This window comes from Phenylobacterium sp., assembly GCF_030698145.1.
GTDB lineage: Bacteria > Pseudomonadota > Alphaproteobacteria > Caulobacterales > Caulobacteraceae > Phenylobacterium.
Genome location: NZ_JAUYNW010000094.1, coordinates 63,841 through 87,292, shown reverse-complemented (window position 1 = coordinate 87,292; position 23,452 = coordinate 63,841). Strand labels below are relative to the sequence as shown.

Here is a 23,452-nt window from a genome sequence, read left to right as displayed (position 1 = left end):
GAGCAAAATCCGATCCGATTGGATCGGATTTTGCTCAAGCCTCTTTGAATTTAGACCATTTTCTTCGCCGAACCGGTGTCCACTTCGGCGGAAAATGGTCTAGGGCGGCCTAGAAGGGGAAGCGATGCCCCTTGCGCTTGCTCGACCGATGGCTGAGCCAAAGCGTCAAGGCGGCCAGGCCCGATAGGGCGAAGGGACCGATCACGGCGGCCTGCGGCAGCGGCCACTTCATCGACACGCCCCAGAGCGCGAAGCCGATCAGGGCCAGCCACGGGGTCGCCGCCGCCAGCAGCACGAAGCCGCGCACGGCGCCGGTCGACTCCCCGGGACCGAGCAGGACGCTCTCATAGTCCTTGGGCTGGCCGACCCGTGACGGCAGGGCCGCGAAGCTGAAGGCCCGCAGATAGATCATCTGGAACAGGCTGGAGATCACCGTTCCATTGTCGAAATAGCCCGAATGGGAGGCTCCGGGCGCTGGGAAGCGGAAGGCCGGCGCGTGGACGTTGTCGACCTGCTGCGAGGTCCGCGTCGCGCTGGCGGGCGATTGCAGCGCCCCGCTGATCGGATCGCCCTCGTCCCAGAAGTTCACCCAGTGGATATGGGGGTGGCGGTTCATGCAGAAGGGATAGGTCCCGATGTCGCCGCGCAGCTCCTCCACCACCCGCTTGAAGCGATGCGAGGTGCTGCGATAGCTCTCGAAGAAGTACTCGATCTTGTCGATCGGGCTGCCCATCGTCACGAAATGCTCGATCTTCCCCATGTCGACCGGGCCCTTGTCCGGATTGCCCGGGCTCTCGGCCCTGTTGCGCCTGGCGACATTGAGCAGGGCGTCGTGGGCGATGCTGGCGCCCAGGCTATGGCTGACGATGCAGACCCGATCGCATCTCGGATCGGCCAGCACGTGCTCGATCATCTCGCGGCTGCGATCCAGGACGCGGGTGCGTCGTTCGTTCTTCTCGTCGGTCTCGGTGTAGGTCGCCCAGGCCTCGACGTCGCCCAGATAGCCGGTCAGGAACTTGCCCAGGCCGAGCAGAAGAAAGAGCGACGCGGCCAGGCTGAAGGCCGAGCCGATGGTGGGCGCGGCCAGGTTCAGGCTCTGCAGCAGGGTCTTGCCGATGTCGGTTCCCTGCACATGCCGCAGCAGGAACAGGATCGCCCCGGTGGTCACCCCGGCCAGCAGCAGCAGGGTCATGGCCAGGGTGGTGAGCGCGAAGGCGTTCCGCCACTCCTCCCCCTGGTAGAAGCGCTTCCAGCGGCCGGCCAGGATCTCCTGGCGCGCCAGCACGTCCGGCTCCCCGGCCTCCCGCTCCCGGACGAATTCGATGAACGCCTTGAAGTCGCCCTTGGGAAAGGCGCGCTGGGCCGGCATGCCCTCGAATTCGGTGTAGTGGGAGATCATGCGCGGCAGGTCGTCGGGCTGCACCCCGGCCGGCAGCTTGGCGCCGCGCTCGAACAGCGAGACCAGGGCCGCGCGCCTCAGGCGCTGGCGCTCGCGCCAGGGCGATCCCAGGGTGCGGAACGGCCGGCGCTGTTGCAGGCCCATCCAGCGCAGCACGCGCCAGGGCGACTTCTCCCCAGCCATCACCGGCGCCCAGTAGACCTCGTAATAGCGGACCGTCTTGGCCTTGGCGTCCTGGTCGGCGTCCGGAAGATAGCGGCTCTCCACATAGGAGATGCTCCGGGCCGGGTCGGACCGCAGCGGCTCGATCGCCGCTCCTATGCCCACCAGCTTGCCCAGCTTGGCGCCCCGCGCCCGCTGCGCGCCGAGGAAGGCGTCGATCTTGTCGATCAGCCGCCCGGTCTCCTCGAACCGCCGCTGTTCGCCGATGCCATGGAAATAGATGACGGCCGCGTACGGCGTTCGTCCGCCCTCGGCCGGCTTAGCCTTGACTATCTTGGCCGGGGCCGCCTTGGCCGGCTTGGCTCTGGCGGGCTTGGCCCGGACAGGTTTCGCAGCACTCTCGTCCGCCATGTTCGCCCCCCGCGTGTCAACGTTCGGTTGCGAACCCTAGACCCGCTACGTCAGGACGCCAATGGGCGCGCCGTGCGCCCGCATCGCCACGGCCAGCTCCTCGCGCATCATGACCCTCAACCGCTCCGGCCCCAGGATCTCGACCTTGTCGCCCCAGGTGAAAAGGTGCCAGGCCAGCTCCCGCATGCCCCCCGCGACGAAGCGCACCATCACCCCGCCGTCGGCCAGGGGCTCCAGGGCCTGGGTCGGGTGGAACCGCCAGCCCAGGGCCTCCTCGGCCCCGTGCGGCAGCACCCGCAGCTCCACCTGTTCCACCTCGTCCTGATAGATGCCGAAGCTGCGGTTCATGAACTCGCGAAGGGAGAACTCGGGCGGCCGCGAGCCCGCCGCCTCGCTGACCGCGATCTCGCGGACCCGGTCCAGCCGCCAGGTGCGCGGCTCCACTGAGTCCCCCTCGGCCCCCACCAGGTAGTTCGAGCGCCCGAACATCAGTCCGAACGGCGTCACCTCCCGCAACCGCCCCGGCGACGAGCCGCCGGCGTAGCGGAACCTTAGTCGTCTCAAGGACTTGATAGCTTCGCGCACCGCGCCGAGCACGATCTCGTCCTCGAAGGGACGAGGCCCGGCATGGATAGCCATGGTCTCGGCCTCCAAGAGAGCCTCCAGGTCCGGCGCGAGCTTACGGCGCGCGCCCGCGCGGATCGCGGAGAGGACCTTTTGCTCCAGAGACAGCAACGCCCCGGCCCGGGTCTTCGACCCCGCCTGCCGGTACTGCTCGGCCGCGGCCCGCAACGCGGCGAACTCATCGGCGGTCGGCGCCTGGAAGATGCCGTCCAGGCCCGATGGGATGCGGAACCGCTTGGTGGGCGGGTCGTCCACTTCCTCGAGCTGGGGAAAGGCGTCGCGCAGCGCGTCGCGCATCCGCTCGGCCGTGCGCCGTCCCACGCCCATCTGGTCGGACATCTCGTCGAGGGTCAGGCCCTCGGCCGACGAGGCCAGCATCCGGGCCAGTTCCAGCAACCGCGCCGCCTTCTCATGCCGCATCGCCGGCTCCCGAAATACTACGTCCGCTTCTGACGCATCGACATCCTATCAAGATCATGCCGAGACGAAAGGTGACTTCGATGACCAGCCGCAACGTGACCCGCTTCCGCCCCGCTCCGCGCCGCCCCGTTTCCGGTCGCGATGCCGAGCCGCTGTTCCTGTTCGACGCCCGGCGCCCGACCCAGCCGGCCAGCCCGGCCATGATCGACCAGGTCATCACGCACGCAGACGTCGCCGTCCGGCTCTCCGGCGGTCGCCTGAAGCTGCGGATCAGCACCGGGATGATCGAACGTCTTCAAGCGCAGGGCCGCCTGGACGAGAGCGCCCATCGCCTGGCCGACCTCACCGTGGTCTGGGACGAGCAGGAGGGCCAGGTCCTCAATGTCCGCGACGACGCCCGCCTGCGCGACGCCGCCCAGCGCTGGTCGGCCCTGGACGCGCTGTGGGACGAGGAAAGCTTCGAACCGGAACACGCCCTGCGGTCTGCCGCGGCTTAGGGCGAACACGACCCAGATGCTCCCCCTCTGGGGGAGCTGTCCGCCGAATGGCGGACTGAGGGGGACTTTGACTCTGTTTGTGGGCTTGATCCCCCTCCGATACGTCGCCGAAGAGGGCGACGCGCCACCGTGACGAGCGCCGGCTCGCGCTTGCGAGCCGGATGCGATCGACAACGATTTGTCGATCGCCGCGAAGAACGCCCTTCGCCTCGCGAAGGGCGGGGCCCCTAATCGCGCTGCGCGCTGGGGGAGGATCTAGGAGCGATTAGACCCCCACCGGCGCGTACTTCCCCGCCATCTCGGCCATGATCGCCTCGAACTCGGCGACGGTCTCCTTGATCACCTCGGCCACCGGCTTCACGGAGTCGATCCGCCCCGCGACCTGGCCCGAGAGTGCGATCGAGGCCTCCATGTCGCCGCCGAAATAGAGCGCCTGGGTGTTCTTGAACTCCGACATCACGCCGGCCTCGCCCGGATCGCGCTCCAGGCGCGAGGTCCGCTCGGTGCGCAGCGCCCGCAGGGCCGCGCCGGGGCCGAAGCGGTTGAGGAACACCGTGTCGGTCTCCTTGGCCGCGACGATGGCGTCCTTCCAGTTCTGATGCACCGGGCTCTCGGCGGCCGAGACCATCCGGGTGCCCATCTGCACGCCTTCGGCGCCGAGCGCGAAGGCCGCCGCCATCGTGCGGCCGTCGACCATGCCGCCGGCGGCGATCACCGGCACGCCCACCTTCGAACAGACCAGCGGCAGCAGCACCATGCTGGAGACGTCGCGCGCATTCTTGAAGCCGCCGCCCTCGGCGCCCTCCACCACCAGGCCGTCCACCCCGGCGTCGATGGCCTTCAGCGCCGCGGCCAGCGATGGCACCACGTGGAAGACGGTCAGGCCCGCCTCCTTGAGCTGGCTGCAATAGCGGTTGGGATCGCCGGCCGAGGTGGTGACGAACTTCACCCCCTGGTCGACCACGAAGGAGACGATGTCTGCGTCCCGGACATAGGCCTGGGCGATGTTCACCCCGAACGGCTTGTCGGTGAGCTGGCGCATCTTCTTGACCTCTTCGCGCACGGCGTCGAGTTCGCCCGACGAGGTCTCGATGATCCCCAGGCCCCCGGCGTTCGACACCGCCGAGGCCAGTTGCGACCGGGCGATCCAGCCCATGGGCGCCTGGATGATCGGATATTTCACGCCCAGCAGCTCGGTGATGCGGGTCTTGATCATGGGACGCGTCCTCAAACGGTTGTTTGAAATCATTTAGCGCCGATCACCCCCGGCGTCGTCAAGCCGCCTTCCGCGTGCCAGCGCTGAATGTCTTGTTGCGAGTCATTATCAATAGCAATACGGTCGAGACCAACCGAGGACACCGCCATGCCCCAGCCTGAAAACCCCGCCCGCCTCGACGACCTGACCCAGGGCGAGCACATGCTGCTCTGGGCCTTCCGGGCCCTGGCCATCGGCGCCCGGGACTGCCGGCTGATCCACCGGCAGTTCGACGAGGCCTGTGGACCGGCCGGCGCCCAGGCCCTGGCGGCGCTCGGCGTCTTCGTCCGCGAACTGGCCCTGACCGGCCGGCGCAAGATCACCCTGGCGGCTCCGGGCTCCTTGCGCATCACCCGCGACGAGCAGCTGATCCTCGCCCTCTTCGCGGCCGCCCAGGCCGAGGACTACGCCCGGCTGGAAGCCCACCTCGCCTGGTTGCTGGCCGGCGAGCCGCGCCCGCCCTTCGCGGCCGCCGCCTGCCTGACCGCCCAGGCCCTGGGGATGAACGGCTACGTGTTGCGGCTGCCGCAGGTGGAGGCGCCTGCCAACATCGGGCGACAACAGATCACCCAGCTTCGTCCTCTTCCCGCTCGAGGGGAGAGGGTGGAGAGGAGGAGCTAGGAGCCCCGCGAGCTACGTCCCCGGCTGGATGTAGGGCACGGCCTCGAACAGCCGCCGTTCGTCGCCGCGCGGGTCGTTCACCACCTTGGTCTCCATGTCGAAGACCATGGTCGCCCGCCGGTCCAACTCATAGCGCGGCCAGGGCGGAAGGGCCGCCGTATTGGGATCGCCGGTCCGCGCCAGGGCGATGAAAGCTTGGCTCATCTGGTCGGCGACCCTCTGATGGCCAGGGGTCGCGGCGTAGGGCGAACCGGCCGCGCCCAGATTGTCGAAGGCGAGCGCGACGTCGGCGGCGTGCGGCGCGCCAAGCCGCCCGCCCTGTTCGCTGGTGCGCAGGTCGAGCTGGTAAACCCATCCCGGCGCTCCGGTCCGGGCCCGTTCCTCGGCCTCGATCACCTGGCCCCGCCAGGACCGCCCCGCCGTGGTGGCGGCGAAGAACACGTCGGTGGGCGAATAGGCCGGATAGAGCCTGCGATAGCTCGCGACCACATGGTCCGGATCGATGTCGACCCGCATCTCCGGCGCGATCCGGGCGGCCACCTCCTCCCAGCGCATGACGAAGGGATCGGGCTTGGAGCCCGCCAGGAAGGCGCGGGTCTCATCATGGGTGTTGCCCAGGATCATCGGGATCTTCAGTCCCTGCGGATGGGCGTCCGGATAGAACGGGTGGCGCGCCAGGCTCCGTTGGTCCAGCACCGGGCCGAAATAGAGTCGGCCGGGCGTGAACGGATCGGCCGCGGCGAGACCTTCGACCAGCCGGGCGGGCGGCAGGGTCGCGGCCTCGACGGCGCGGTCGGGCGTCAGGCCGAGCGTCTTCAGGAACAGGGTCATCCGTTCCGTGGCGTGCAGCGGCCCGGAGGCCGTCACCTGCTGGCCGCTCATGGTCGCCGCGGCGTGGAATAGGCCCCTGGCCGCGGGCATGGCCATCATGGTGGCGATCTTGGCGCCGCCGCCGGACTGGCCGAACACCATCACCCGGCCCGGATCGCCGCCGAACCCAGCGATATTGTCGGCCACCCACTGCAGGGCCAGGACGATGTCCAGCATCCCGGCGTTTCCGGAATCGGCGAAGGCCGGTCCCGCCAGCTTGGCCAGGAATCCGTAGCCGAACACGTTGAGCCGGTGGTTGATCGTCACCACCACCACGTCGCCGCGCCGGCAAAGCCGCGCGCCGTCATAGAGCGGCGAGCTCCCCGAACCCGACGCATAGGCGCCGCCGTGCAGATAGACCATCACCGGCCGCTTGGCGCCGTCGGCCACGCCCGGCGTCCAGACGTTGAGGAACAGGCAGTCCTCGCTCTGCGCCTCGTCGGCCTTGCCGGCCTGGGGCGAGGCCGGACCATAGGCGACGGCCTCCTGGGTCTTGGTCCAGGGCGCGGGCGCTGCTGGAGGCCGAAAGCGCCGGGGACCGGTGTCGGCGCCGTAGCGGACGCCCTTGAAAACCTTGATCGCCCCGTCGGCATAGCCCCGCACCGGCCCGTGGGTGGTCCGCGCCGTGGGCGAGGCGCCCGCCGCGAACGCGCCGCCCGGCAGCAGCAGCCCGGCCGTCGCCAACAGGGCGCGCCGATTGAGATGGTCCATGGCCGATCCTCCCAGTCGCACCCTAGAGCGCCTGATACCGGTGTCACAAGACACTCTCTTCCTCCCCCGTTCACGGGGGAGGGGGACCGCCGACAGGCGGTGGAGGGGGCGGCCTCAAACTCCGAGCCCAGTCTCGCCCCCACCACCATCCTGGCGGATGGTCCCCCTCCCCCATAAATGGGTGAGGAAGAGGATCGAGGAGCGCCCCATGACCGACCTGCCCGACGTCGTCCGTACGGAGAAGCAGTTCGAGATCCGCCTGGGCGACGAGGTGGCCTTCGCGGAGTACCGCCTGGAGCCGGGCGTCATCGTCTTCCCGCACACGGTCGTCCCCGACGCCTTCGCCGGCCAGGGCGTCGGCAAGCGCCTGGTGGAGGCGGGCCTGGCCTATGCGCGGGAGAACAAGCTCTGGGTCAAACCGACCTGCAGCTTCTTCCGCGCCTACATCGCCAAGCGCCCGGAACTCCTGGAGCTGGTCCACCCCGACATGCGGGATGGACTGACCCCCTAGGCCGCCAGGCCCTGGATCTGGGCGGCGATGCGGCGCACTCGCTCGGGACCGCCCAGGAGCTGGCGGTTGAGGCCCACCCGCTTGAACCAGAAGTGCAGGCCCAGCAGGTCGGTGATCCCCATGCCGCCATGCACCTCGGTGGCGGTGCGCGCGATGAAGCGGCCGATCTCCGAGGTGTGGGCCTTGGCGTGGGCGGCGGTCAGCGCCGACTCGTCGCGCGCCTCGTCGAAGGCGTAGGCGGCGTACCAGACCAGGGCGCGGCAAGGCTCCAGCTCGGCGGCCATCTCGGCGCAGAGGTGCTTCACCGCCTGGAACGAGCCGATCACCCGGCCGAACTGCCGGCGCTCCTTGGCGTAGTCGACGGCCTTCTCGATCATCACCTCGCAAGCGCCCAAGGTGTCGGCGGCCAGCAGCACCCAGGCCGCGTCGCGCAGCCGCGCCAGGGTCTGCGGTCCGCCCAGGGGCTCGGCCGGGGTCTCGTGGAAGGTGAGCTCGCCCAGCCTGCGGGTCTGGTCGATGCTCGCCATCGGCGCGCGGCCCAGCCCCGCCGCGTCGCCCGCGACCAGGTGCAGGTTCCCCGTCCGGTCGGCGACCACGAACAGGTCGGCGCTCAGGGCGTCGGTGACGAACAGGGCCTTGCCGGTGAGCTTGGCGCCGGCGGCGCCGACCCCGGCCCCGTCGCGCGCGCCGGCCACCGGCTCGGAGATGGCCAGGCCCGCCGTCGTCTCGCCCGTGGCGATCCTCGGCGACCATTTCGCCTGTTGCTCGGCTGTCCCGGCCTCGTTCAGCGCGATGGCCGCGGTCACCCCGCCCAGAAACGGTCCCGGCGTCACCGCGCGGCCCAGGGCCTGGGCCGCCAGCGCCGCGTCCAGCAGCGACATGCCGAGCCCGCCGTGGGCATCGGGCGTCACCACCCCGGCAAGGCCGAAGTCGGCGATCGCCGCCCAGATATCGCCGCCCGCGTCGGCCGGATCGCCGGCGTAGCGGCGGACCCGGTCTAAGGGGACACTGTCGGCCAGGGTGCGCGACAGGCTGTCCTGCATCATCTTCTGGTCTTGGGTGATCGAGAAATCCATGACCTAGACGCTCGCCAGCTTGGGTTCGCGCGGCATTCCGAGGCCGCGTTCGGAGATGATGTTCTTCTGGATCTGGGCGGTGCCGCCGCCGATGATCAGGCCCAGGTCGAACATGTAGCTGCGCTGCCAGTTTCCCTTGGCCCGCAGGTGCGGTCCGTCCTCATAGAGCACCCCAAGTTCGCCCAGGGCGTCGATCGCGAGCGCGGCGATCTGGTGGTTCAGCTCACAGCCCTGCAGCTTGACCACCAGGGCGGCCATGCCGGCCGGCTCACCGGTCATCGACGACGTCAGCAGCCGCAAGCCGTTGAACTTCATGGACATCGCCCGCGCCTGGAGCTGCATCAGCCGGTCGCACATCACGGGGTCGTCGATCAGCCGCCGGCCGTCGACCGTCTCGGTCTTCATCAGCTCGATCAGCGAGTGCAGCCGCGCCTCGGTGGCGTTGGGGTCGCCCAGCATTCCCCGCTCGTGCTTGAGCGTCGCATTGGCCACGAACCAGCCCCGCCCCCGTCCACCGACCACGGCGCTCTGCGGAACCCGGACGTCGGTGAAGAACACCTCGTTGAACTCCGCCGACCCGGTCATGGTCTTCAGAGGCCGCACCTCGATCCCCGGCGCCTTCATCGAGAACAGGATGTAGGAGATGCCGTCATGCTTGGGCGCCTGCGGCTCGGTGCGCACCAGGCAGAAGATCATGTCGGCCTGGGCCGCCGTGCTCGTCCATATTTTTGACCCCGAGATCAAAAAGTCGTCGCCGTCCTCCGTCGCCTTGGTCTGCAGGCTGGCGAGGTCGGAGCCCGCGCCGGGCTCGGAATAGCCCTGGCACCACACCACCTCGCCTCGCAGCGTCGGCCCGATCCAGCGGGTCTTCTGCTCCTCCGAGCCCACCTCCAGCAGGGTCGGGACCAGCATGGAGATGCCCTGGTTGGCGAAACCGCGCGGGGCGCCGGCGGCGGTGAACTCCTCGGCGATGATCCGGGACTTCAGGATGTCGGGCTCCGCGCCATAGCCGCCGTACTCACGCGGAATGGTGCGGGCCGCGTAGCCGTGCTCGATCAGCAGGGACTGCCACTCCAGCGCCGCGTCGCGGGGCCGCTCGGCGCCCGCGGTCGGGGCGTAGCGATCGGCGTGGGCGCTCAGGAAGCCACGCACCTCGTCGCGGAAGGCCTCCATCTCAGGCGTCAGCTTCAGGTCCATGGCGTCCTCCGCGGCGATCCTGGTCCTAAGGCCAGCACCGCGCGCGCGCCGGAGCAAGTGTGACCTCGCGGAAGGCGGAGACCCGACGTCCCGGGCGAGTCAGAATTGGAAGAACCGGTTCGTTGATCTTGCCTCGACCACCCTAGACTGTGAAACGGCGCACTGGCGCCCGTAGAAGTTAAGCGCCGTCCGCCTCCGCCGCGGCTTAGCGCCAGATTGTCGCATGACCCCGGCAAATACCGGCTTTTGTTGACGATCTCGGGTCTCGCGGAACGTGGGCCCTTCTGGCCGGTAACCATTTCTTCAAGCCGCGCCCGTTAACCAAGGAGGTGGTGATGTCTCGATGAACTGCGGGCGGGGGCCTCGCGCTTCAAGATTTCGAGGTACGCTCAAAGTATTTGGGGGTCGACTTGACAGTATTCTGGCGAATGCAGGCGCAAGTTAGAGCTCTACACAAGATTCTCGGAGCCGCGGCCGACTCCAACGCCCCACCGATAGCATCCTGAATCACCCCCGACCCTGAGACAGGGCTTGGCCCGGCGCGCCAACCCGAAATCCGAACAACCAGGAAGACCCGTGTCGTTCAACAATCTGAAGATCTCCTGCAAGTTGACGATCGGTTTCGCCGCGGTCGCCGTGACCATGGCCGGCATGGGCGGGGCGATGCTGATGAACCTGCGCGCCCTCGACGCCGCCCGCCTGGAGACCCAGGAAGGCCACGAGACCCTCATCACGATGAACGAAGCGAAGTTCTTCCTGACCCGTCAGGAGAACAGCTATCGCGGCTACCTGCTGTCGAAGAACCCCTACTACGCCGAGCGTGTCGACAAGCACCGGGCCAATTTCAAAAAGCGCCTGGCCGCGGCCCGGCCGCTGCTGGCCGACTCTCCTGAGCTCGCCGCCAAGGTCGATGAGGCCGAGGTCGCCGCCGACAAGTGGTTCACCGACGTGGTCCGCGCCGGTATGGCGCTCAGCGCCGATCCTGCCACCCTGCCCCGCGCCATCGATATGGTCGGCCCCGACGGCCTGGCCGACAAGGTGATCACACCGGCCGAGGACGCCATGGACGCGGTGGTCGAGGCCGAGGTGGCCAAGATGACCTCCCTGCAGACACAACAGGTCGAGTCGAGCCGCAGCGCCTTTGTCTGGCTGGCCGGGGGCCTGGCCATGGCGATGCTGATCGCTGTGGCCTTGAGCTCGCTGCTGACCCGCACCATCGCCAAGCCGGTGAACGCCATGACCGCGGCCATGCGCCGCCTGGCCCAAGGCGACTTCGACGCCGCCATTCCCGCCGTCGGTCGCCAGGATGAGGTCGGCCAGATGGCCGACGCCGTGGCGGTGTTCAAGGCGGCGGGCCTGGAAAAGCTGCGGCTCGAGGGCCAGACCGCCCAGGAACGCAAGGCCGCCGAGAACGAGCGGGGCCGTCACGAAGCCTCCAACGCCGCCTCAGCCAAGCAGCAGGGCCAGGTGGTCGACGCGCTCGCCGCCGGCCTGGACCACTTGAGCCAGGGCGACCTGACCTATCGCATCGGCGGCGCCTTCCCGGCCGACTACGTCAAATTGCAGAGCGATTTCAACGCCGCCATCGGCCAGCTTCAAGACGCCATGACGGTGGTCGTGACCAATGTCGGTGGCATCCGTACCGGCGCCGACGAGATCTCCACCGCCGCCGACGACCTGTCGCGGCGCACCGAACAGCAGGCCGCGAGCCTGGAAGAGACCGCCGCGGCCCTGGACGAGATCACCGCCACGGTGCGCAGGACCGCCAGCGGCGCGAAATCGTGCTCGGACGTGGTCCTGGCCGCCCGTGGCGACGCCCAGACCTCGGGCGAGGTGGTGCGCCACGCCGTCTCGGCGATGAGCGAGATCGAAACCTCCGCCCAACAGATCAGTCAGATCATCGGGGTGATCGACGAGATCGCCTTCCAGACCAACCTGCTCGCGCTGAACGCGGGGGTCGAGGCCGCCCGCGCCGGCGAGGCCGGCAAGGGCTTCGCCGTGGTGGCCTCCGAGGTCCGGGCCCTCGCCCAGCGCTCGGCCGAGGCCGCCAAGGAAATCAAGGCCTTGATCTCGGCCTCGACCCAGCAGGTCGGCCAGGGCGTGCGCCTAGTCGGCGAGACCGGACAGGCCCTGGAACGTATCGTCGGCCGCGTCGCCGAGATCGACGGCCTGGTCACCGAGATCGCCGCCAGCGCCCAGGAACAGGCCGTGGGCCTGCAACAGGTCAACACCGCCGTAAACCAAATGGATCAGGTTACGCAGCAGAATGCGGCCATGGTCGAACAATCCACCGCCGCCAGCCACTCGCTCGCCAACGAGGCCGAGGCCCTGGCGGGGTCCATCGCCAGGTTCCGAATCGGCCAGCCGCAAGCCGCCGCGCCCCGCGCCCATGCGCCCGTTCCCCAGATGCGGCGCGCCAGCCGCCAGGGTTCGGCGGCGCACAGGGTCGAGGCCAGCGTCGATGGCTGGGAAGAATTCTAGGTCGCCGCACGTCCGCGGTCTGAAGGAGAAGCGTACCGATGTCCGAGTTATCCGCACCAGCCCAGGTCAGCTTGCCGCCGGTCCTCGACCTGCAGGCCGCTGAACCTCTGCGCGCTGAGCTGATGGCCTTGCGCGGCCGCCCGACGACCCTGGACGCCTCCCAGGTGACCCGTCTGGGTGGGCTTTGCCTGCAAGTTTTGATGTCCGCGCGAAAAATCTGGGTCGAAGACGGCGTTTGCTTAACGGTGGATCAACCGTCTTCAGGCTTTTCAGAGCAGTTGGCTGCGTTTGGCGGCCCCGAGCTGCAATTCCAGCCCGAAGGGGGACTCTCGTGAGCAAGACCGTACTGACCATCGACGACAGCCGCACGATGCGGGAGATGCTGAACCACGCCTTGGTTCAGGCCGGCTACACGGTGATCCAGGCCGTCGACGGCATCGAGGGGCTGGAAGTCCTCCAGGCCAACGGCGCCGACGTGGTGATCACCGACATCAACATGCCGCGCCTCGACGGGTTCGGCGTGATTGAAGGCGTCCGCGCCAATCCCGACCACCGCGCCACGCCGATCCTGGTCCTGACCACGGAAAGCGACGCAGCCAAGAAGGAGCGGGCCCGCGCGGCCGGCGCCACGGGCTGGATCGTCAAGCCGTTCAATCCGGTCAAGCTCGTCGAAGCCGTCCGCCGCGTCGCCGCCTAGCTACAGCCACTTGTCGGAGCGTTCCGTGGATCCGTTCGAGAGCATCAAGCAGACCTTCTTTCAGGAGTGCGACGAACTCCTGACCGACGCCGAACAGGGTCTGCTGGCCATGGAGGCCGGCGACGCCGACGACGAGACGATCAATGCTGTCTTCCGCGCCGTCCATTCGGTGAAGGGCGGCGCCGGCGCATTCGGTCTCGAGGATCTGATCCGCTTCGCCCACGTGTTCGAGACGGTCATGGACGACCTGCGCTCGGGCAAGATGGAATTGACCGACGACGTCGCCAAGACCCTGCTGCGGGCCTTCGACGTCCTGGCCGACCACGTCGTCGCCGCGCGCGACGGCGGAGCGGTGGATGAAGCCCGCTCGGCGCCCATCCTCTCGGAGATGAAAGGCCTGATCGGCGGCGAGGGCCTGGACGACGACGGCGACATTGGCGGCGACGAGGACTTCGGCTTCGTGCCGATGACCGTGGCCATCGAGGGCGACGACAGCCCGGCCTTCGACGCCCCCGCCCTCGAGATCACGCCCCTCGAAGACGCCCCCGCCTTCGACGCCGAGCCCGACGCCGGCGGCGGACGGGTCTGGCGCATCGGCTTCGCGCCGAAGTCGGAGATGTACGCCAAGGCCAACGAGTCCGGCCTGGTGCTGCGCGAACTGGCCCGTCTGGGTCCCACCGAGGTCAACTTCGACGACAGCGACCTGCCGCCGCTGGACCAGCTTGCCGCGGAGACCGCCTATCTGCGCTGGACGGTGCTGCTGACCACCGAGGCCGACGAGGCGACGATCCGCGAAGTCTTCGAATTCGTCGAGGACGACTGCCTGATCACCGTCGGCCTGGAAGGCGGCGAAGCCGCCCCGCCGCCGCCTGACGCCACCGACTCTTCCGACGACGCCCTGGCCGCGGCCAGCGCCGACGCACCGCTCGACATCGCCGCCTTGCTGGCCCGCGTTGCAGGCGAGGCGCCCATCGCCCAAGCCGCGCCCGAGCCGGCGCCGGTGGCCGCGCCCGCCCCCGACCTCGACGTCGCCGCCCTCATCGCCAAGGCCCAGGCGCCTATCGCGCCCGCCGCCGTCGCCGCGCCCATCGCGCAGGCCGCCAAGCCCGCCGGACCGCCCGTCGCCGCCAACGCCGGCGGCCCGGCCGCCGCGCCCACCGCCACGATCCGCGTCGATCTCGACCGCGTGGACCGCCTGATCAACGCCGTGGGCGAACTGGTCATCCAGCAGGCCATGCTGTCCCAGCAAGTCATGGAGAGCGGCCTGGCCCGTTCGTCCAACGTGGCGCTCGGCCTGGAAGACCTCGAACTGCTGACCCGGGAGATCCAGGACAGCGTCATGGCCATCCGCGCCCAGCCGGTGAAGAGCGTGTTCCAACGCATGCCGCGCCTGGCCCGCGAAGTCGCCGACATGACCGGCAAGCGGGTCAAGCTGGTGATGGAAGGCGAAGGCACCGAGGTCGACAAGACCGTCATCGAGCGCCTGACCGACCCGATCACCCACATGCTGCGCAACGCCATCGACCACGGCCTGGAAGATCCGGAAGGCCGCATCGCCGCGGGCAAGCCGGCCGAGGGCGTGGTGCGCCTGCGCGCCCTGCACCGCGGCGGCCGCATCGTCATCGAACTGCAGGACGACGGCCGCGGCATCAACCGTCCACGGGTCCGCGGGATCGCCGTCGAACGGGGCCTGATCGCCGAGGACGCGGTGCTGTCGGACGAAGAGATCGACAACCTGATCTTCCAGCCCGGCTTCTCCACCGCCGAGACCATTTCAGACATCTCCGGCCGCGGCGTCGGCATGGACGTGGTCCGCCGCTCCATCCAGGGGCTGGGCGGCCGCATCACCATCTCGTCTGAGCCCGGCAAGGGTTCGAAGTTCACCATGTCCCTGCCGCTGACCCTGGCCGTCCTGGACGGCATGGTGGTCACCGCGGCCGAACAGACCCTGGTCGCCCCGCTGTCGGCGATCATCGAGAGCCTCACCCCGCGCGCCGAGGACGTCCACCTGGTGGGCGGCAAGGACGCGGTGATCCGTATCCGCGAGACCTTCGTGCCGCTGATCGACGTCGGCGTGGCCCTGGGCTTCCGTGACACCCCGCTGGCCCCCGGACAGGGCGTCGCCGTCCTGGTCGAGAGCGAAGGCGGCGGCAAGGCGGCCCTGCTGGTCGAGGCCATCCAGGGTCAGCGCCAAGTGGTCATCAAGAGCCTCGAGGCCAATTACCAGCAGATCGACGGCATCGCCGCGGCCACCATCCTGGGTGACGGCCGCGTGGCCCTGATCCTCGATGTCGACGCGCTGGTCACCACGCAACACCGCCGGAAGCCCGCGCCGCGCGCCGAGAAGCGAATGGCTGGATGAGCATGATCGACACCCTGAGCCATACCCCCGGCGCCCGCCGCGAACTGATCGCCTTCCGCATCGGCGACCAGGAGTTCTGCGTCGACATCATGCAGGTCCGTGAAATCCGCGGCTGGACCGCCTGCACGCCCCTGCCCCGCACCCCGTCCTACATGAAGGGCGTGATCAACCTGCGCGGCGCCGTGCTGCCGATCGTCGACCTCGGCGCGCGCCTGGGCCTGACCACCACCGAGCCGACGGCCCGCCATGTGATCATGGTGGTCAATGTCGGCGGCCGGACCCTTGGCCTGCTGGTCGAGGCGGTCAGCGACATCATCAATATGAGCGACGACATGGTGCAGCCGACGCCGGACGTCGCCTGCGACCAGGTGAAGACCTTCGTGAAAGGCCTGTTCGCCGTCGACAACCGCATGGTCAGCCTGATCTCGCTCGACCGCGTGCTGCCCGAGACCGAAGCGGAGGCCGCATGAGCACCTCCCCCGATAGCCGCAGGGGCGGAGCCGGTCTCGTCGAAGGCGAGTTCCTGTTCACCACCGACGACTTCAACAAGATCGCCCAGATCCTGCACAGCCACGCCGGCATCGCCCTGGCCGAAGGCAAGGCGGCGCTGGTCTATTCGCGCCTGGCCAAGCGCCTGCGCTCGCTCGGCCTGCGCTCGTTCCGCGACTATTGCACCCTGGTCGAGGGCTCCGACGGGCTCGACGAGCGCCAGGCCATGATGGCGGCGCTGACCACCAACGTGACCCGCTATTTCCGCGAGCCGCACCATTTCGACCACCTGCGCGACGTGGTCATGCCGAGGCTCGCCGAGCGGGCCAAGAAGGGCGGCCGCATCCGCCTCTGGTCGGCGGCGTGCTCCAACGGCCAGGAACCCTATTCCATGGCCATCACGGTCCTGGCCGCCCTGCCTGAGGCCGCCAACCTGGACGTGAAGATCCTGGCCACCGACATCGACCCCAACATGGTCGCCGAGGGCAAGGCCGGCCTCTATCGCGAAGAGGCCGTCGAGCCCGTGCCGCTCGACCTGCGCCGCAGGTGGTTCAAGAAGGCGGCCGGCGGCTGGGAAGTGGCCGACGAACTGCGCCGCCTGGTCTCGTTCCGCGAGCTCAACCTGATCGGCGACTGGCCGATGCGCGGCAAGTTCGACGCCATTTTCTGCCGCAACGTGGTGATCTATTTCGACGAACCGACCCAGGAACGCATCTGGACCCGCTTCGCCCCCATGCTGGAGCCGGGAGGCACCCTCTATATCGGCCATTCCGAGCGGGTCACCGGCCCCGCCACCAACATCTTCGAGACCACGGGCCTGACCACCTATTCCTTGAGGGCCGGCCGATGACCATTGGCGTGCTGGTAGTCGACGACAGCGCCACGATGCGCGGCCTCATCGGGGCGGCGCTGAAGCGCGACCCGGATATCGAGGTCCTGGGCTTCGCCAACGACGCCATCGAGGCGCGTGAGCAGATCAAGAAGCTCAACCCCGACGTCGTTACCCTCGATATCGAGATGCCGCACATGAACGGCCTCGATTTCCTGGAAAAGATCATGCGCCTGCGGCCGACGCCGGTGGTGATGGTCTCCACCCTGACCCAGTCGGGCGCGGAGATCACCCTGCAGGCCCTGGAGCTGGGCGCGGTGGACTGCGTGGCCAAGCCCGTGGGCGGGGTCACCGTCCAGCAGGCCTTCGCCGACCTCACCGCCAAGGTGAAGGCCGCGGCCAAGGCGCGGGTGAAGCCCTATGACGGGCCGACCGTGCCGGTGGAGCGAGACGCCTCCTATCGGGCCTCCGACGTCATCCTGGCGCTGGGCTCTTCGACCGGCGGGGTCGAGGCCTTGATGACCATCCTGGCCAACTTCCCCGAGACCTGCCCGCCGACGGTCATCACCCAGCACATGCCGGCGACCTTCACCAAGAGCTTCGCCGCGCGGCTGGACCGCATCTCCGGCGCCCACGTGACCGAGGCCCAGGACGGCGACCGCCTGCAGCCGGGCCATGTCTACATCGCTCCCGGCGGCGACGCGCACATGGAGATCGCCTCCTCCTCTCACCCCGTGATCCGGCTGCGCGAGGGCGAGCCGGTCAACGGCCATCGCCCGTCGGTCGACGTCTTGTTTGAATCGATCGCCAAGTTGAACCGCCGCAGCGTCGGCGCCATCCTCACCGGGATGGGCCGCGACGGCGCCCAAGGCCTGCTGGCGATGAGGAAGGCCGGGTCCCGGACCCTCGGCCAGGACGAGCCTTCCTGCGTTGTCTACGGCATGCCCAAGGTCGCCTTCGAGATCGGGGCGGTGGAGAAGCAAGTGGGCCTGTCGCGGATGGGCCCCGCCATCTTGAACCTCTGCGCGGCCGCAGAATCCAAAAGGAGCGCCTGATGCCGACCGCCGTCTCGATCAAGACGCTGATCGTCGATGACCAACAGACCATGCGCTCGCTGATCCGCACGAGCCTGCATGCGCTGGGCATCACCCAGACCCGCGAGTCGCCGGATGGCGAAGAGGCCCTGCGAGCGCTGCTGAGCGCCCCGGTCAATCTGGTCATCACCGACTTCAACATGCCCAAGCTGGATGGCCTGGGCCTGCTGCGCGCGATCCGCGCCCACGGCCCGACCTCCAAGACCGCGGTGATCATGCTGACCGGGCGCGCCGACCGCGAGCTCGTGCAGCGCGCCGTGCAGTTCGGCGTCAACAACTACCTGGTGAAGCCGTTCACCACCCAGACCCTAAAAGAAAAAATCGAAGCGGTGTTCGGCCCCCTGACATGATCGTTGAAAACGTCTCCAAAAGACCAGGAAAGCGGATCCATGTCGTGCAGGGAGAGCACGCCATATCCTGCGACCCCGATGTCCTGCTGACCACCATCCTCGGGTCGTGCGTCGCCGTGTGCATGCGCGACGGCAGGACCGGGGTGGGCGGGATGAACCATTTCCTGCTGCCGGAAGGCAAGGCCGAGGGCCTGGACAACGAGAGCCGCCGCTACGGCGCCTACGCGATGGAACTGCTGATCAACGAGCTGCTGCGCTCCGGCGCGCGGCGCGAGCGGTTGGAGGCCAAGTTGTTCGGCGGCGCGCGGATGTTCGGCGGTCTCTCAGACGTGGGCGCGTCCAACGCCGCCTTCGCCGAGAAATTCCTCCGCGACGAAGGCATTCCCCTGGTGGGCTCAAGCCTGGGCGGGCTGCAGGCACGGCGAGTCCAGTACTGGCCGACCACCGGTCGGGCGCAACAAAGAACCGTCACTGATAACGCGGAGCTAACCCGTCTGCGCGATCCTGTGCGGGTCAAGCCCGAGCCGGTCGAGGACGAGGGGGCCGTGGAGCTGTTTTGATGTCGCGAACCGCCGCCGCCATTCAGACCCCCGAGGTCCTGGCTTCCATCGCCGTGGAGCTGGAGCATGCCGGCGCGCTCTGCGATCGGCTGGAGACCCTTGTCACCCTGCTCGTGCGCGCCAGCCGCGGCGAGCCGCTCGCCATCGCCCTTGAGGAAGCCCAGACCGTCGACGTGCTGACCCAGCACCTGGCGGCGCTGGCGACCTTCACCCGCAAGCTCTCCGCCCAGGCGGCGAGCGGCGACTACGATCTCTCCGACGCCGTGGCCGGCGTCACCCTGGGAGACCTGGCCAACCGACTGGCCCAGGCGACCCGGGACGCGCCGGTGCGCGTCAAGGCCGACGCCGGCGACCTAGACCTCTTTTAGACAGGCCGATCCCCCATGGGCCTAGATCCGAAGATCCGCATCAACCTGGACCGCTCCGTGGTCCTGCTGGTCGACGACAATCCGCAGGCCCTCGAGGCGCTGACCGCGATGTTCCGCGGCTTCGGCGTGCGCAAGCAGTTCAAGTGCGGCTCGGGCGCCGAGGCCATGCATGTGGTCAAGACCCAGGAACTGGACCTGATCGTCATCGACTCATCCATGCCCGACATGGACGGCTACGACTTCGTCCAGTGGCTGCGGCGCGAGGCGCCGGACGCCGCCAAGTTCACGCCCGCGATCATGCTGACCGGCCACGCCGCCCGGACCGTGGTGGAGAAGAGCCGCGATTCCGGGGCCAATTTCGTGGTCTCCAAGCCGTTCACCCCCGAGGTGCTGCTGCAGCGCGTCTTCTGGGTGGCCAAGGACGAACGCCAGATGGTGGTCGCCGAGGGCTATGTCGGCCCCGACCGCCGCTTCAAGAACCTCGGGCCTCCGCTGGGCGTGAAGGGCCGTCGCCAGGACGACCTGTCGACCCATGTCGGCGCCGCCAAGGACCCGAACCTCGACCAGTCGGACATCGATATGTTGATGAAACCCTCGAAGGTGCAGTTGTGAGCGACGCCGAGTTCGTCAAGGTCAAGTACCGCTTGACCGAACAGGTCGCCCGCCCGGGCGGCATGACCGCGGGCCTGGCCAGCGAACGGGCCCAGCGCGAACTGGCCGCCCACGCCGGGGACGCCATGAAGTCGCTCGGCGGCATGATCGGCCGCCTGGAGGTCATGTGCAAGGAACGCACGGCCGAGCTGGACAAGGTCTATGAGGAGGGCTCGACCATCCTGGATATCGCCGGCCTGTTCGACAAGCGGGTGATTTGCGACGCCTGCTACAGCCTCTGCGAACTGGTCGATCGCCTGCGCACGCACAAGAAGACCGATTGGACCAGCATCAACGTCCACGTCAGCGCCCTGCGCCTGCTTTGGACCAAGGATGGCCAGGATCCCGCGACCCTGAAGTCCGTGGTCGACGGCCTGTGGACCATCACCGACCGGCTGAATCCATAGGGCATTCGGCACGCCATCCTTCTCCCCTTGCGGGAGCTGGACAAACCGAGTCCGGCCCCTCGCCTCAGGCCGAGGACCCCTCGGGCCGGGCGTAGCGCTGGCTGACCTTGCGCAGGCCCGCGAGGATCGCCTGGGTGCCGGCCGCGTCGGCCGCGCCCTCGGTGTGCAGCAGCAGGCGGAAGGCGCGCAGGTGGACGGCCGCGGCGTTGGCGTCCCAACGCTCCTGGCCCTTCAGATAGTCCAACAGGTCCGACAGGCTGATCAGGGCGGTGTCCACCGAGGCCAGGCCGCAGACGCTGGGAATGCCGATCGGCGTGGCGACGATCTTGTAAAGCTCGTCCAGCAGGGCCGGATCGTACTGCCCGCCCGCCCGCGCCGCGCAGCCCTCCGCGGCCTCCAGCACGCCCTTCAGCTCACTGAGGCACTCGCCCTTCAGGCTCTCGAGACCGATCCCGGCGTTGCGCACCGCCTCGGCGACCGGCAGGCCGCCCGGCGTACGCAGAAGCTTGGCGAGCCGAACCGGCGGCACGTGGATTTTGACAGCACTCACAGTTCCACCCGTCGTGTCTTGAGGAGGCCGTCGATGACGTCCTGTTCCATGTTGGGGGTCGCGGCCTCGCCGACCACCGCCGGCAGGTCGTCGCGGCGGCGGCCGACCGTGCCGGGGGGCACGCCCTCGTTCTTGAAGCGCCGATCGGGGCCCATATAGCTGTCGCACTCGACAAAACGCCGGCCTTCCTTGGAGATCCAGAGCACACGCTCCAGCACCGAGATCGGCGTCAGCGGCTTGGCCAGGATGAAGTGGGCCCCGCAGTCGCGGGCCTTGGACACCGCGTCGCGCGGCGTATGGCCGGCGGTCAGCAGGACAGGAGCGAAGCAGTTGGGTTCGATGCGGCTCTGGCGCAGCCACTTGATGAAGTCGTAGCCTTCGCCGCCGGCCCCCAGGGCGTCGGCGATCACCAGGTCGACCTCGACCTTCTGGACAGCGGCCTGGGCCTCTTCGACGCTCTCGCAGCGGTGAAGCGTCTTGGCGCCGAACCCCGTGAGGATCTGGACCAGGATGCTCATGCCCATGGTCGATTCCTCGAGCAGCAGCACTGAGGCGCGCTCAAGATTGAAACGGGCGCGAGATTCCGGATTCAGCCCCATGTGCTTCCCGATGAGATGCGATATCCCAGGGCTAGCTCAATAGAGTTAACAAGAGATTCAACGGTTTGAGGCGTGGCGACGCGCCACAAATACTAGGGGTTGAGGTAGACCGGATTACCCAGCAGCAGCAGGCGGCCGTCGGGTCCGCGGACATCGACCCGCATCCATCCCGGCGCACCGTCGGAGACGAACTCGAAGCTCGTCGTCGCCGTTTCGCCCGCCAGCTTCGGGTCGGCCAGCGCGCCCGCGGCGCGGCCCGAGAGCGCCAGCGAGCCGCCCGGAACGCCCGTCACCCGGACCTCGACCCGGACCCTGGCGCCGGCGGGCGCGATCAGGGCGTCGCCCATCCCCACCCCCGCCTCGCCCGCTGCCGCTTGGACCTCCAAAAGGCGCCCGCGGGTCCCGGCGAGGTCTAGGAATACATGGCCCTGTACGATCGCCGCCAGGATCGCGGCCTGGCTGAGCTCGCCCGCGCGCACCACGGTGGTCGGCACGCCGATGGCCGGCGCCCGGTCCGGTGGCAGGCTGGCGTCGTGGTTGTCGGACCCGCCGATGGCGGTGATCCGGCGCCCCTCGTTCAGCCGCGCCTCCCAGAAGGCCAGGCCCGAGAGGGGCCCCTCGGCCAGGCCGCCGTTGACCACCTCGATCGCGGCGATCCTCGAATAGTCGACGCCCTTGGCGGTCCAGCCGCAGCCCATGCAGATCTCGCCCGACGGCAGGCCCGGATGGTTGATCGACAGGACGCCGCCGGCGGCCCTCACCTGATCGAGGATCGTCGAGAGGGTCGGCGCGCGCGCGCTTCCGAGCTGGAAATCGACAGCCGCTACCGGCCCGAACAGGTTGGCGTGGCCATGGAAGGTCGTGATCTCCCGGCCGGGGATCAGCAGCAGGTCGTCGAAATAGGGCGCCAGCTCACGCATCGCCCCGAACTGCGACGTCGTGTTGTGGTCGGTGACCGCGATGAAGTCGAGGCCGCGGGCCGAGGCGGCCTCCAGGGTCTTGAACACCGGGCACGGGACCTTCGCCGCCCGGCGCGACAGGCATGACCCGTCGGAATGGGCGGTGTGCATGTGCAGGTCGCCGCGCCACCACCGCTCGCCCGTCACCGTCGGCGGGGCCGCGAAGCCGGCGAACGGCTGACCCTTCCGGTCGAACCAGACCTTGGCGACATAGTCCGCCCGGCTCTCTTTACGGATGTTCGGAACCCCCAGCACCAGCCGCCAGGTGCCGGCCTTCAGCGGCCCGGGCAGGTAGGAGGGGGTCGCGTCGCTCTCAGCCAGGGTCAACCGGGCCTTGTTCCCACCGCTCCAGCCCCGGAACCGCTCTGGATCGCGCAGGCCCAGGTCGATGACCGAGCGCTGTTCCTTGCCGCTGTAGGCGAACTCCACCGTGATCCGCTCGACGCCCGCCGGGACCTTGAACGGAACCTCGGCGTAGGTCTCATGCGCCGCGCCGGTCAGGGTTCCGGTCAGGGTCAGATCCGGCGCGCGCGGGCCCTGCGCCCGCGCGGCCACGACGTCGAAGAAGAGCGCCAGGGCGGCGAGCGCGAGCAGGACCGCCCCCGCCCGCAGGCCCTGTTGCAGGGTGCGGATCATCGGACGCGGTATAGCACGGCGGCACGGCCAAGCTCGACTCCGTGAGGTCGCCAACACTTAAGTCATGACTTGACAATTAGCCGCCCGCCTCAATACTAAAGTCATCACTTCAACATCCGCCTCCAGCTCCCCCAGGACAGGCCCATGACCGAGACCGTCGCCGACGCCGCCCACGCCACCTTCACCATCGAGCGCGTCTATCCCCAGGCCCCGGCGCGAGTGTTCAACGCCCATGCCGACATCGGCCTCAAGCGCCGGTGGTTCGCCGAGGGCGAGGGCTTCACGCTGCACCACTACGCCCTCGACTTCCGTGTCGACGGCCGCGAGACCGCGCGGTTCAGCTTCGAGGGCGGTCCGGAGGTGACCATGGAGATGGTCCACCAGGTGATCGTCCCCGACCGCCTCATCGTCATCGCCTACAGGATGGCCATGGGCGATCAGCCGATCTCCGCCTCGCTGGCCACCATCGTGTTCATCGCCAACGGCGGCGGCACGCGCCTCACCTATACCGAGCAGGGGGTCTATTTCGCCGGCGGCGGCGACATCCAGGGCCGCGAGGAAGGCAGCCGCGGCCTGCTGGAGAGGCTAGCCGAGGTCCTGGCCGAGGGCGGCTAGCGGTCGCCGCCGAACCTACCCCCCTGCTGGCGGGTTATCTTCCCCAATGGA

The 23,452-nt window shown here is 68.7% G+C and carries 25 protein-coding genes; 16 read left to right on the top strand and 9 right to left on the bottom strand.

Features of this window, described 5'->3' with window-relative positions; translation table 11 throughout:
• Positions 1-109: 109 nt before the first annotated feature.
• Positions 110-1,972, bottom strand: a complete 1,863-nt coding sequence (locus Q8Q77_RS14800) for a hypothetical protein (RefSeq protein WP_305584386.1) — start codon at positions 1,970-1,972, stop codon at positions 110-112.
• Positions 1,973-2,017: 45 nt separating this feature from the next.
• Positions 2,018-3,016, bottom strand: coding sequence for a YafY family protein (locus Q8Q77_RS14795; RefSeq protein WP_305584385.1), 999 nt, complete (start codon positions 3,014-3,016; stop codon positions 2,018-2,020).
• 80 nt (positions 3,017-3,096) lie between these two features.
• On the opposite strand from Q8Q77_RS14795, the gene Q8Q77_RS14790 reads away from it, so the two are divergent.
• Complete coding sequence (locus Q8Q77_RS14790) at positions 3,097-3,513, top strand: hypothetical protein (RefSeq protein ID WP_305584384.1); 417 nt, start codon at positions 3,097-3,099, stop codon at positions 3,511-3,513.
• A 265-nt stretch (positions 3,514-3,778) separates the two neighbouring features.
• Here the strand turns inward: Q8Q77_RS14790 and Q8Q77_RS14785 are convergent, their stop codons facing one another.
• Positions 3,779-4,729: a nitronate monooxygenase family protein gene (locus Q8Q77_RS14785; RefSeq protein WP_305584383.1), complete on the bottom strand. Its 951-nt coding sequence runs from the start codon at positions 4,727-4,729 to the stop codon at positions 3,779-3,781.
• Between the two features lie 147 nt (positions 4,730-4,876).
• Between Q8Q77_RS14785 and Q8Q77_RS14780 the strand changes: the two genes are divergently transcribed.
• Positions 4,877-5,389, top strand: coding sequence for a hypothetical protein (locus Q8Q77_RS14780; RefSeq protein WP_305584382.1), 513 nt, complete (start codon positions 4,877-4,879; stop codon positions 5,387-5,389).
• A gap of 12 nt (positions 5,390-5,401) precedes the next feature.
• Here the strand turns inward: Q8Q77_RS14780 and Q8Q77_RS14775 are convergent, their stop codons facing one another.
• Entirely contained in the window at positions 5,402-6,970 is a 1,569-nt protein-coding gene (locus Q8Q77_RS14775) for a carboxylesterase/lipase family protein (protein WP_305584381.1), read from the bottom strand.
• Positions 6,971-7,178: 208 nt separating this feature from the next.
• Here Q8Q77_RS14775 and Q8Q77_RS14770 point away from each other — a divergent pair, with 208 nt between their 5' ends.
• The gene (locus tag Q8Q77_RS14770) at positions 7,179-7,481 is read left to right on the top strand and encodes a GNAT family N-acetyltransferase (RefSeq protein ID WP_305584379.1); all 303 of its coding nucleotides are present in this window, start codon (positions 7,179-7,181) and stop codon (positions 7,479-7,481) included.
• Here Q8Q77_RS14770 and Q8Q77_RS14765 read toward each other — a convergent pair.
• Entirely contained in the window at positions 7,478-8,557 is a 1,080-nt protein-coding gene (locus Q8Q77_RS14765; protein WP_305584378.1) for an acyl-CoA dehydrogenase family protein, read from the bottom strand. The genes Q8Q77_RS14770 and Q8Q77_RS14765 overlap by 4 nt on opposite strands.
• Before the next feature lie 3 nt (positions 8,558-8,560).
• Positions 8,561-9,754, bottom strand: a complete 1,194-nt coding sequence (locus Q8Q77_RS14760; protein WP_305584377.1) for an acyl-CoA dehydrogenase family protein — start codon at positions 9,752-9,754, stop codon at positions 8,561-8,563.
• Between the two features lie 576 nt (positions 9,755-10,330).
• Between Q8Q77_RS14760 and Q8Q77_RS14755 the strand changes: the two genes are divergently transcribed.
• Genes Q8Q77_RS14755 through Q8Q77_RS14700 form a run of 12 tightly spaced genes read left to right on the top strand, consistent with a single transcriptional unit; the run spans position 10,331 to position 20,042 of the window.
• A complete protein-coding gene (locus tag Q8Q77_RS14755; RefSeq protein WP_305584376.1) occupies positions 10,331-12,235 on the top strand; it encodes a methyl-accepting chemotaxis protein in 1,905 nt (634 codons plus the stop codon).
• A gap of 38 nt (positions 12,236-12,273) precedes the next feature.
• A complete protein-coding gene (locus Q8Q77_RS14750) occupies positions 12,274-12,570 on the top strand; it encodes an STAS domain-containing protein (protein WP_305584375.1) in 297 nt (98 codons plus the stop codon).
• Complete coding sequence (locus tag Q8Q77_RS14745) at positions 12,567-12,932, top strand: response regulator (protein ID WP_305584374.1); 366 nt, start codon at positions 12,567-12,569, stop codon at positions 12,930-12,932. Before Q8Q77_RS14750 ends, Q8Q77_RS14745 begins: the two co-directional genes overlap by 4 nt.
• A gap of 25 nt (positions 12,933-12,957) precedes the next feature.
• Entirely contained in the window at positions 12,958-15,294 is a 2,337-nt protein-coding gene (locus tag Q8Q77_RS14740; protein WP_305584373.1) for a chemotaxis protein CheA, read from the top strand.
• 2 nt (positions 15,295-15,296) lie between these two features.
• A complete protein-coding gene (locus tag Q8Q77_RS14735; RefSeq protein WP_305584397.1) occupies positions 15,297-15,764 on the top strand; it encodes a chemotaxis protein CheW in 468 nt (155 codons plus the stop codon).
• Positions 15,761-16,633: a protein-glutamate O-methyltransferase CheR gene (locus tag Q8Q77_RS14730; protein WP_305584372.1), complete on the top strand. Its 873-nt coding sequence runs from the start codon at positions 15,761-15,763 to the stop codon at positions 16,631-16,633. Before Q8Q77_RS14735 ends, Q8Q77_RS14730 begins: the two co-directional genes overlap by 4 nt.
• Positions 16,630-17,667, top strand: coding sequence for a chemotaxis response regulator protein-glutamate methylesterase (locus tag Q8Q77_RS14725; protein ID WP_305584371.1), 1,038 nt, complete (start codon positions 16,630-16,632; stop codon positions 17,665-17,667). Before Q8Q77_RS14730 ends, Q8Q77_RS14725 begins: the two co-directional genes overlap by 4 nt.
• The gene (locus Q8Q77_RS14720; protein WP_305584370.1) at positions 17,667-18,056 is read left to right on the top strand and encodes a response regulator; all 390 of its coding nucleotides are present in this window, start codon (positions 17,667-17,669) and stop codon (positions 18,054-18,056) included. Before Q8Q77_RS14725 ends, Q8Q77_RS14720 begins: the two co-directional genes overlap by 1 nt.
• Positions 18,053-18,616: a chemotaxis protein CheD gene (locus Q8Q77_RS14715; RefSeq protein ID WP_305584369.1), complete on the top strand. Its 564-nt coding sequence runs from the start codon at positions 18,053-18,055 to the stop codon at positions 18,614-18,616. The genes Q8Q77_RS14720 and Q8Q77_RS14715 overlap by 4 nt, the downstream gene beginning before the upstream one ends.
• On the top strand, positions 18,616-18,984 hold the full coding sequence (locus tag Q8Q77_RS14710; protein ID WP_305584368.1) for a hypothetical protein: 369 nt from the start codon (positions 18,616-18,618) through the stop codon (positions 18,982-18,984). Before Q8Q77_RS14715 ends, Q8Q77_RS14710 begins: the two co-directional genes overlap by 1 nt.
• Positions 18,985-18,999: 15 nt before the next feature.
• Complete coding sequence (locus Q8Q77_RS14705; protein ID WP_305584367.1) at positions 19,000-19,596, top strand: response regulator; 597 nt, start codon at positions 19,000-19,002, stop codon at positions 19,594-19,596.
• Positions 19,593-20,042, top strand: a complete 450-nt coding sequence (locus Q8Q77_RS14700; protein ID WP_305584366.1) for a hypothetical protein — start codon at positions 19,593-19,595, stop codon at positions 20,040-20,042. The genes Q8Q77_RS14705 and Q8Q77_RS14700 overlap by 4 nt, the downstream gene beginning before the upstream one ends.
• Before the next feature lie 64 nt (positions 20,043-20,106).
• Here the strand turns inward: Q8Q77_RS14700 and Q8Q77_RS14695 are convergent, their stop codons facing one another.
• The 3 genes from Q8Q77_RS14695 to Q8Q77_RS14685 all read right to left on the bottom strand — a co-directional run bounded on the left by Q8Q77_RS14695 (position 20,107) and on the right by Q8Q77_RS14685 (position 22,786).
• Positions 20,107-20,592 (bottom strand): hypothetical protein, encoded by a 486-nt coding sequence (locus tag Q8Q77_RS14695; protein WP_305584365.1) that lies wholly within the window; start codon positions 20,590-20,592, stop codon positions 20,107-20,109.
• Entirely contained in the window at positions 20,589-21,191 is a 603-nt protein-coding gene (locus Q8Q77_RS14690) for a response regulator (protein ID WP_305584364.1), read from the bottom strand. Before Q8Q77_RS14690 ends, Q8Q77_RS14695 begins: the two co-directional genes overlap by 4 nt.
• 92 nt (positions 21,192-21,283) lie before the next feature.
• Positions 21,284-22,786, bottom strand: coding sequence for a CehA/McbA family metallohydrolase (locus tag Q8Q77_RS14685; protein ID WP_305584363.1), 1,503 nt, complete (start codon positions 22,784-22,786; stop codon positions 21,284-21,286).
• Positions 22,787-22,930: 144 nt separating this feature from the next.
• Between Q8Q77_RS14685 and Q8Q77_RS14680 the strand changes: the two genes are divergently transcribed.
• Entirely contained in the window at positions 22,931-23,401 is a 471-nt protein-coding gene (locus Q8Q77_RS14680) for an SRPBCC family protein (RefSeq protein ID WP_305584362.1), read from the top strand.
• The last annotated feature ends 51 nt before the right edge of the window (positions 23,402-23,452 follow it).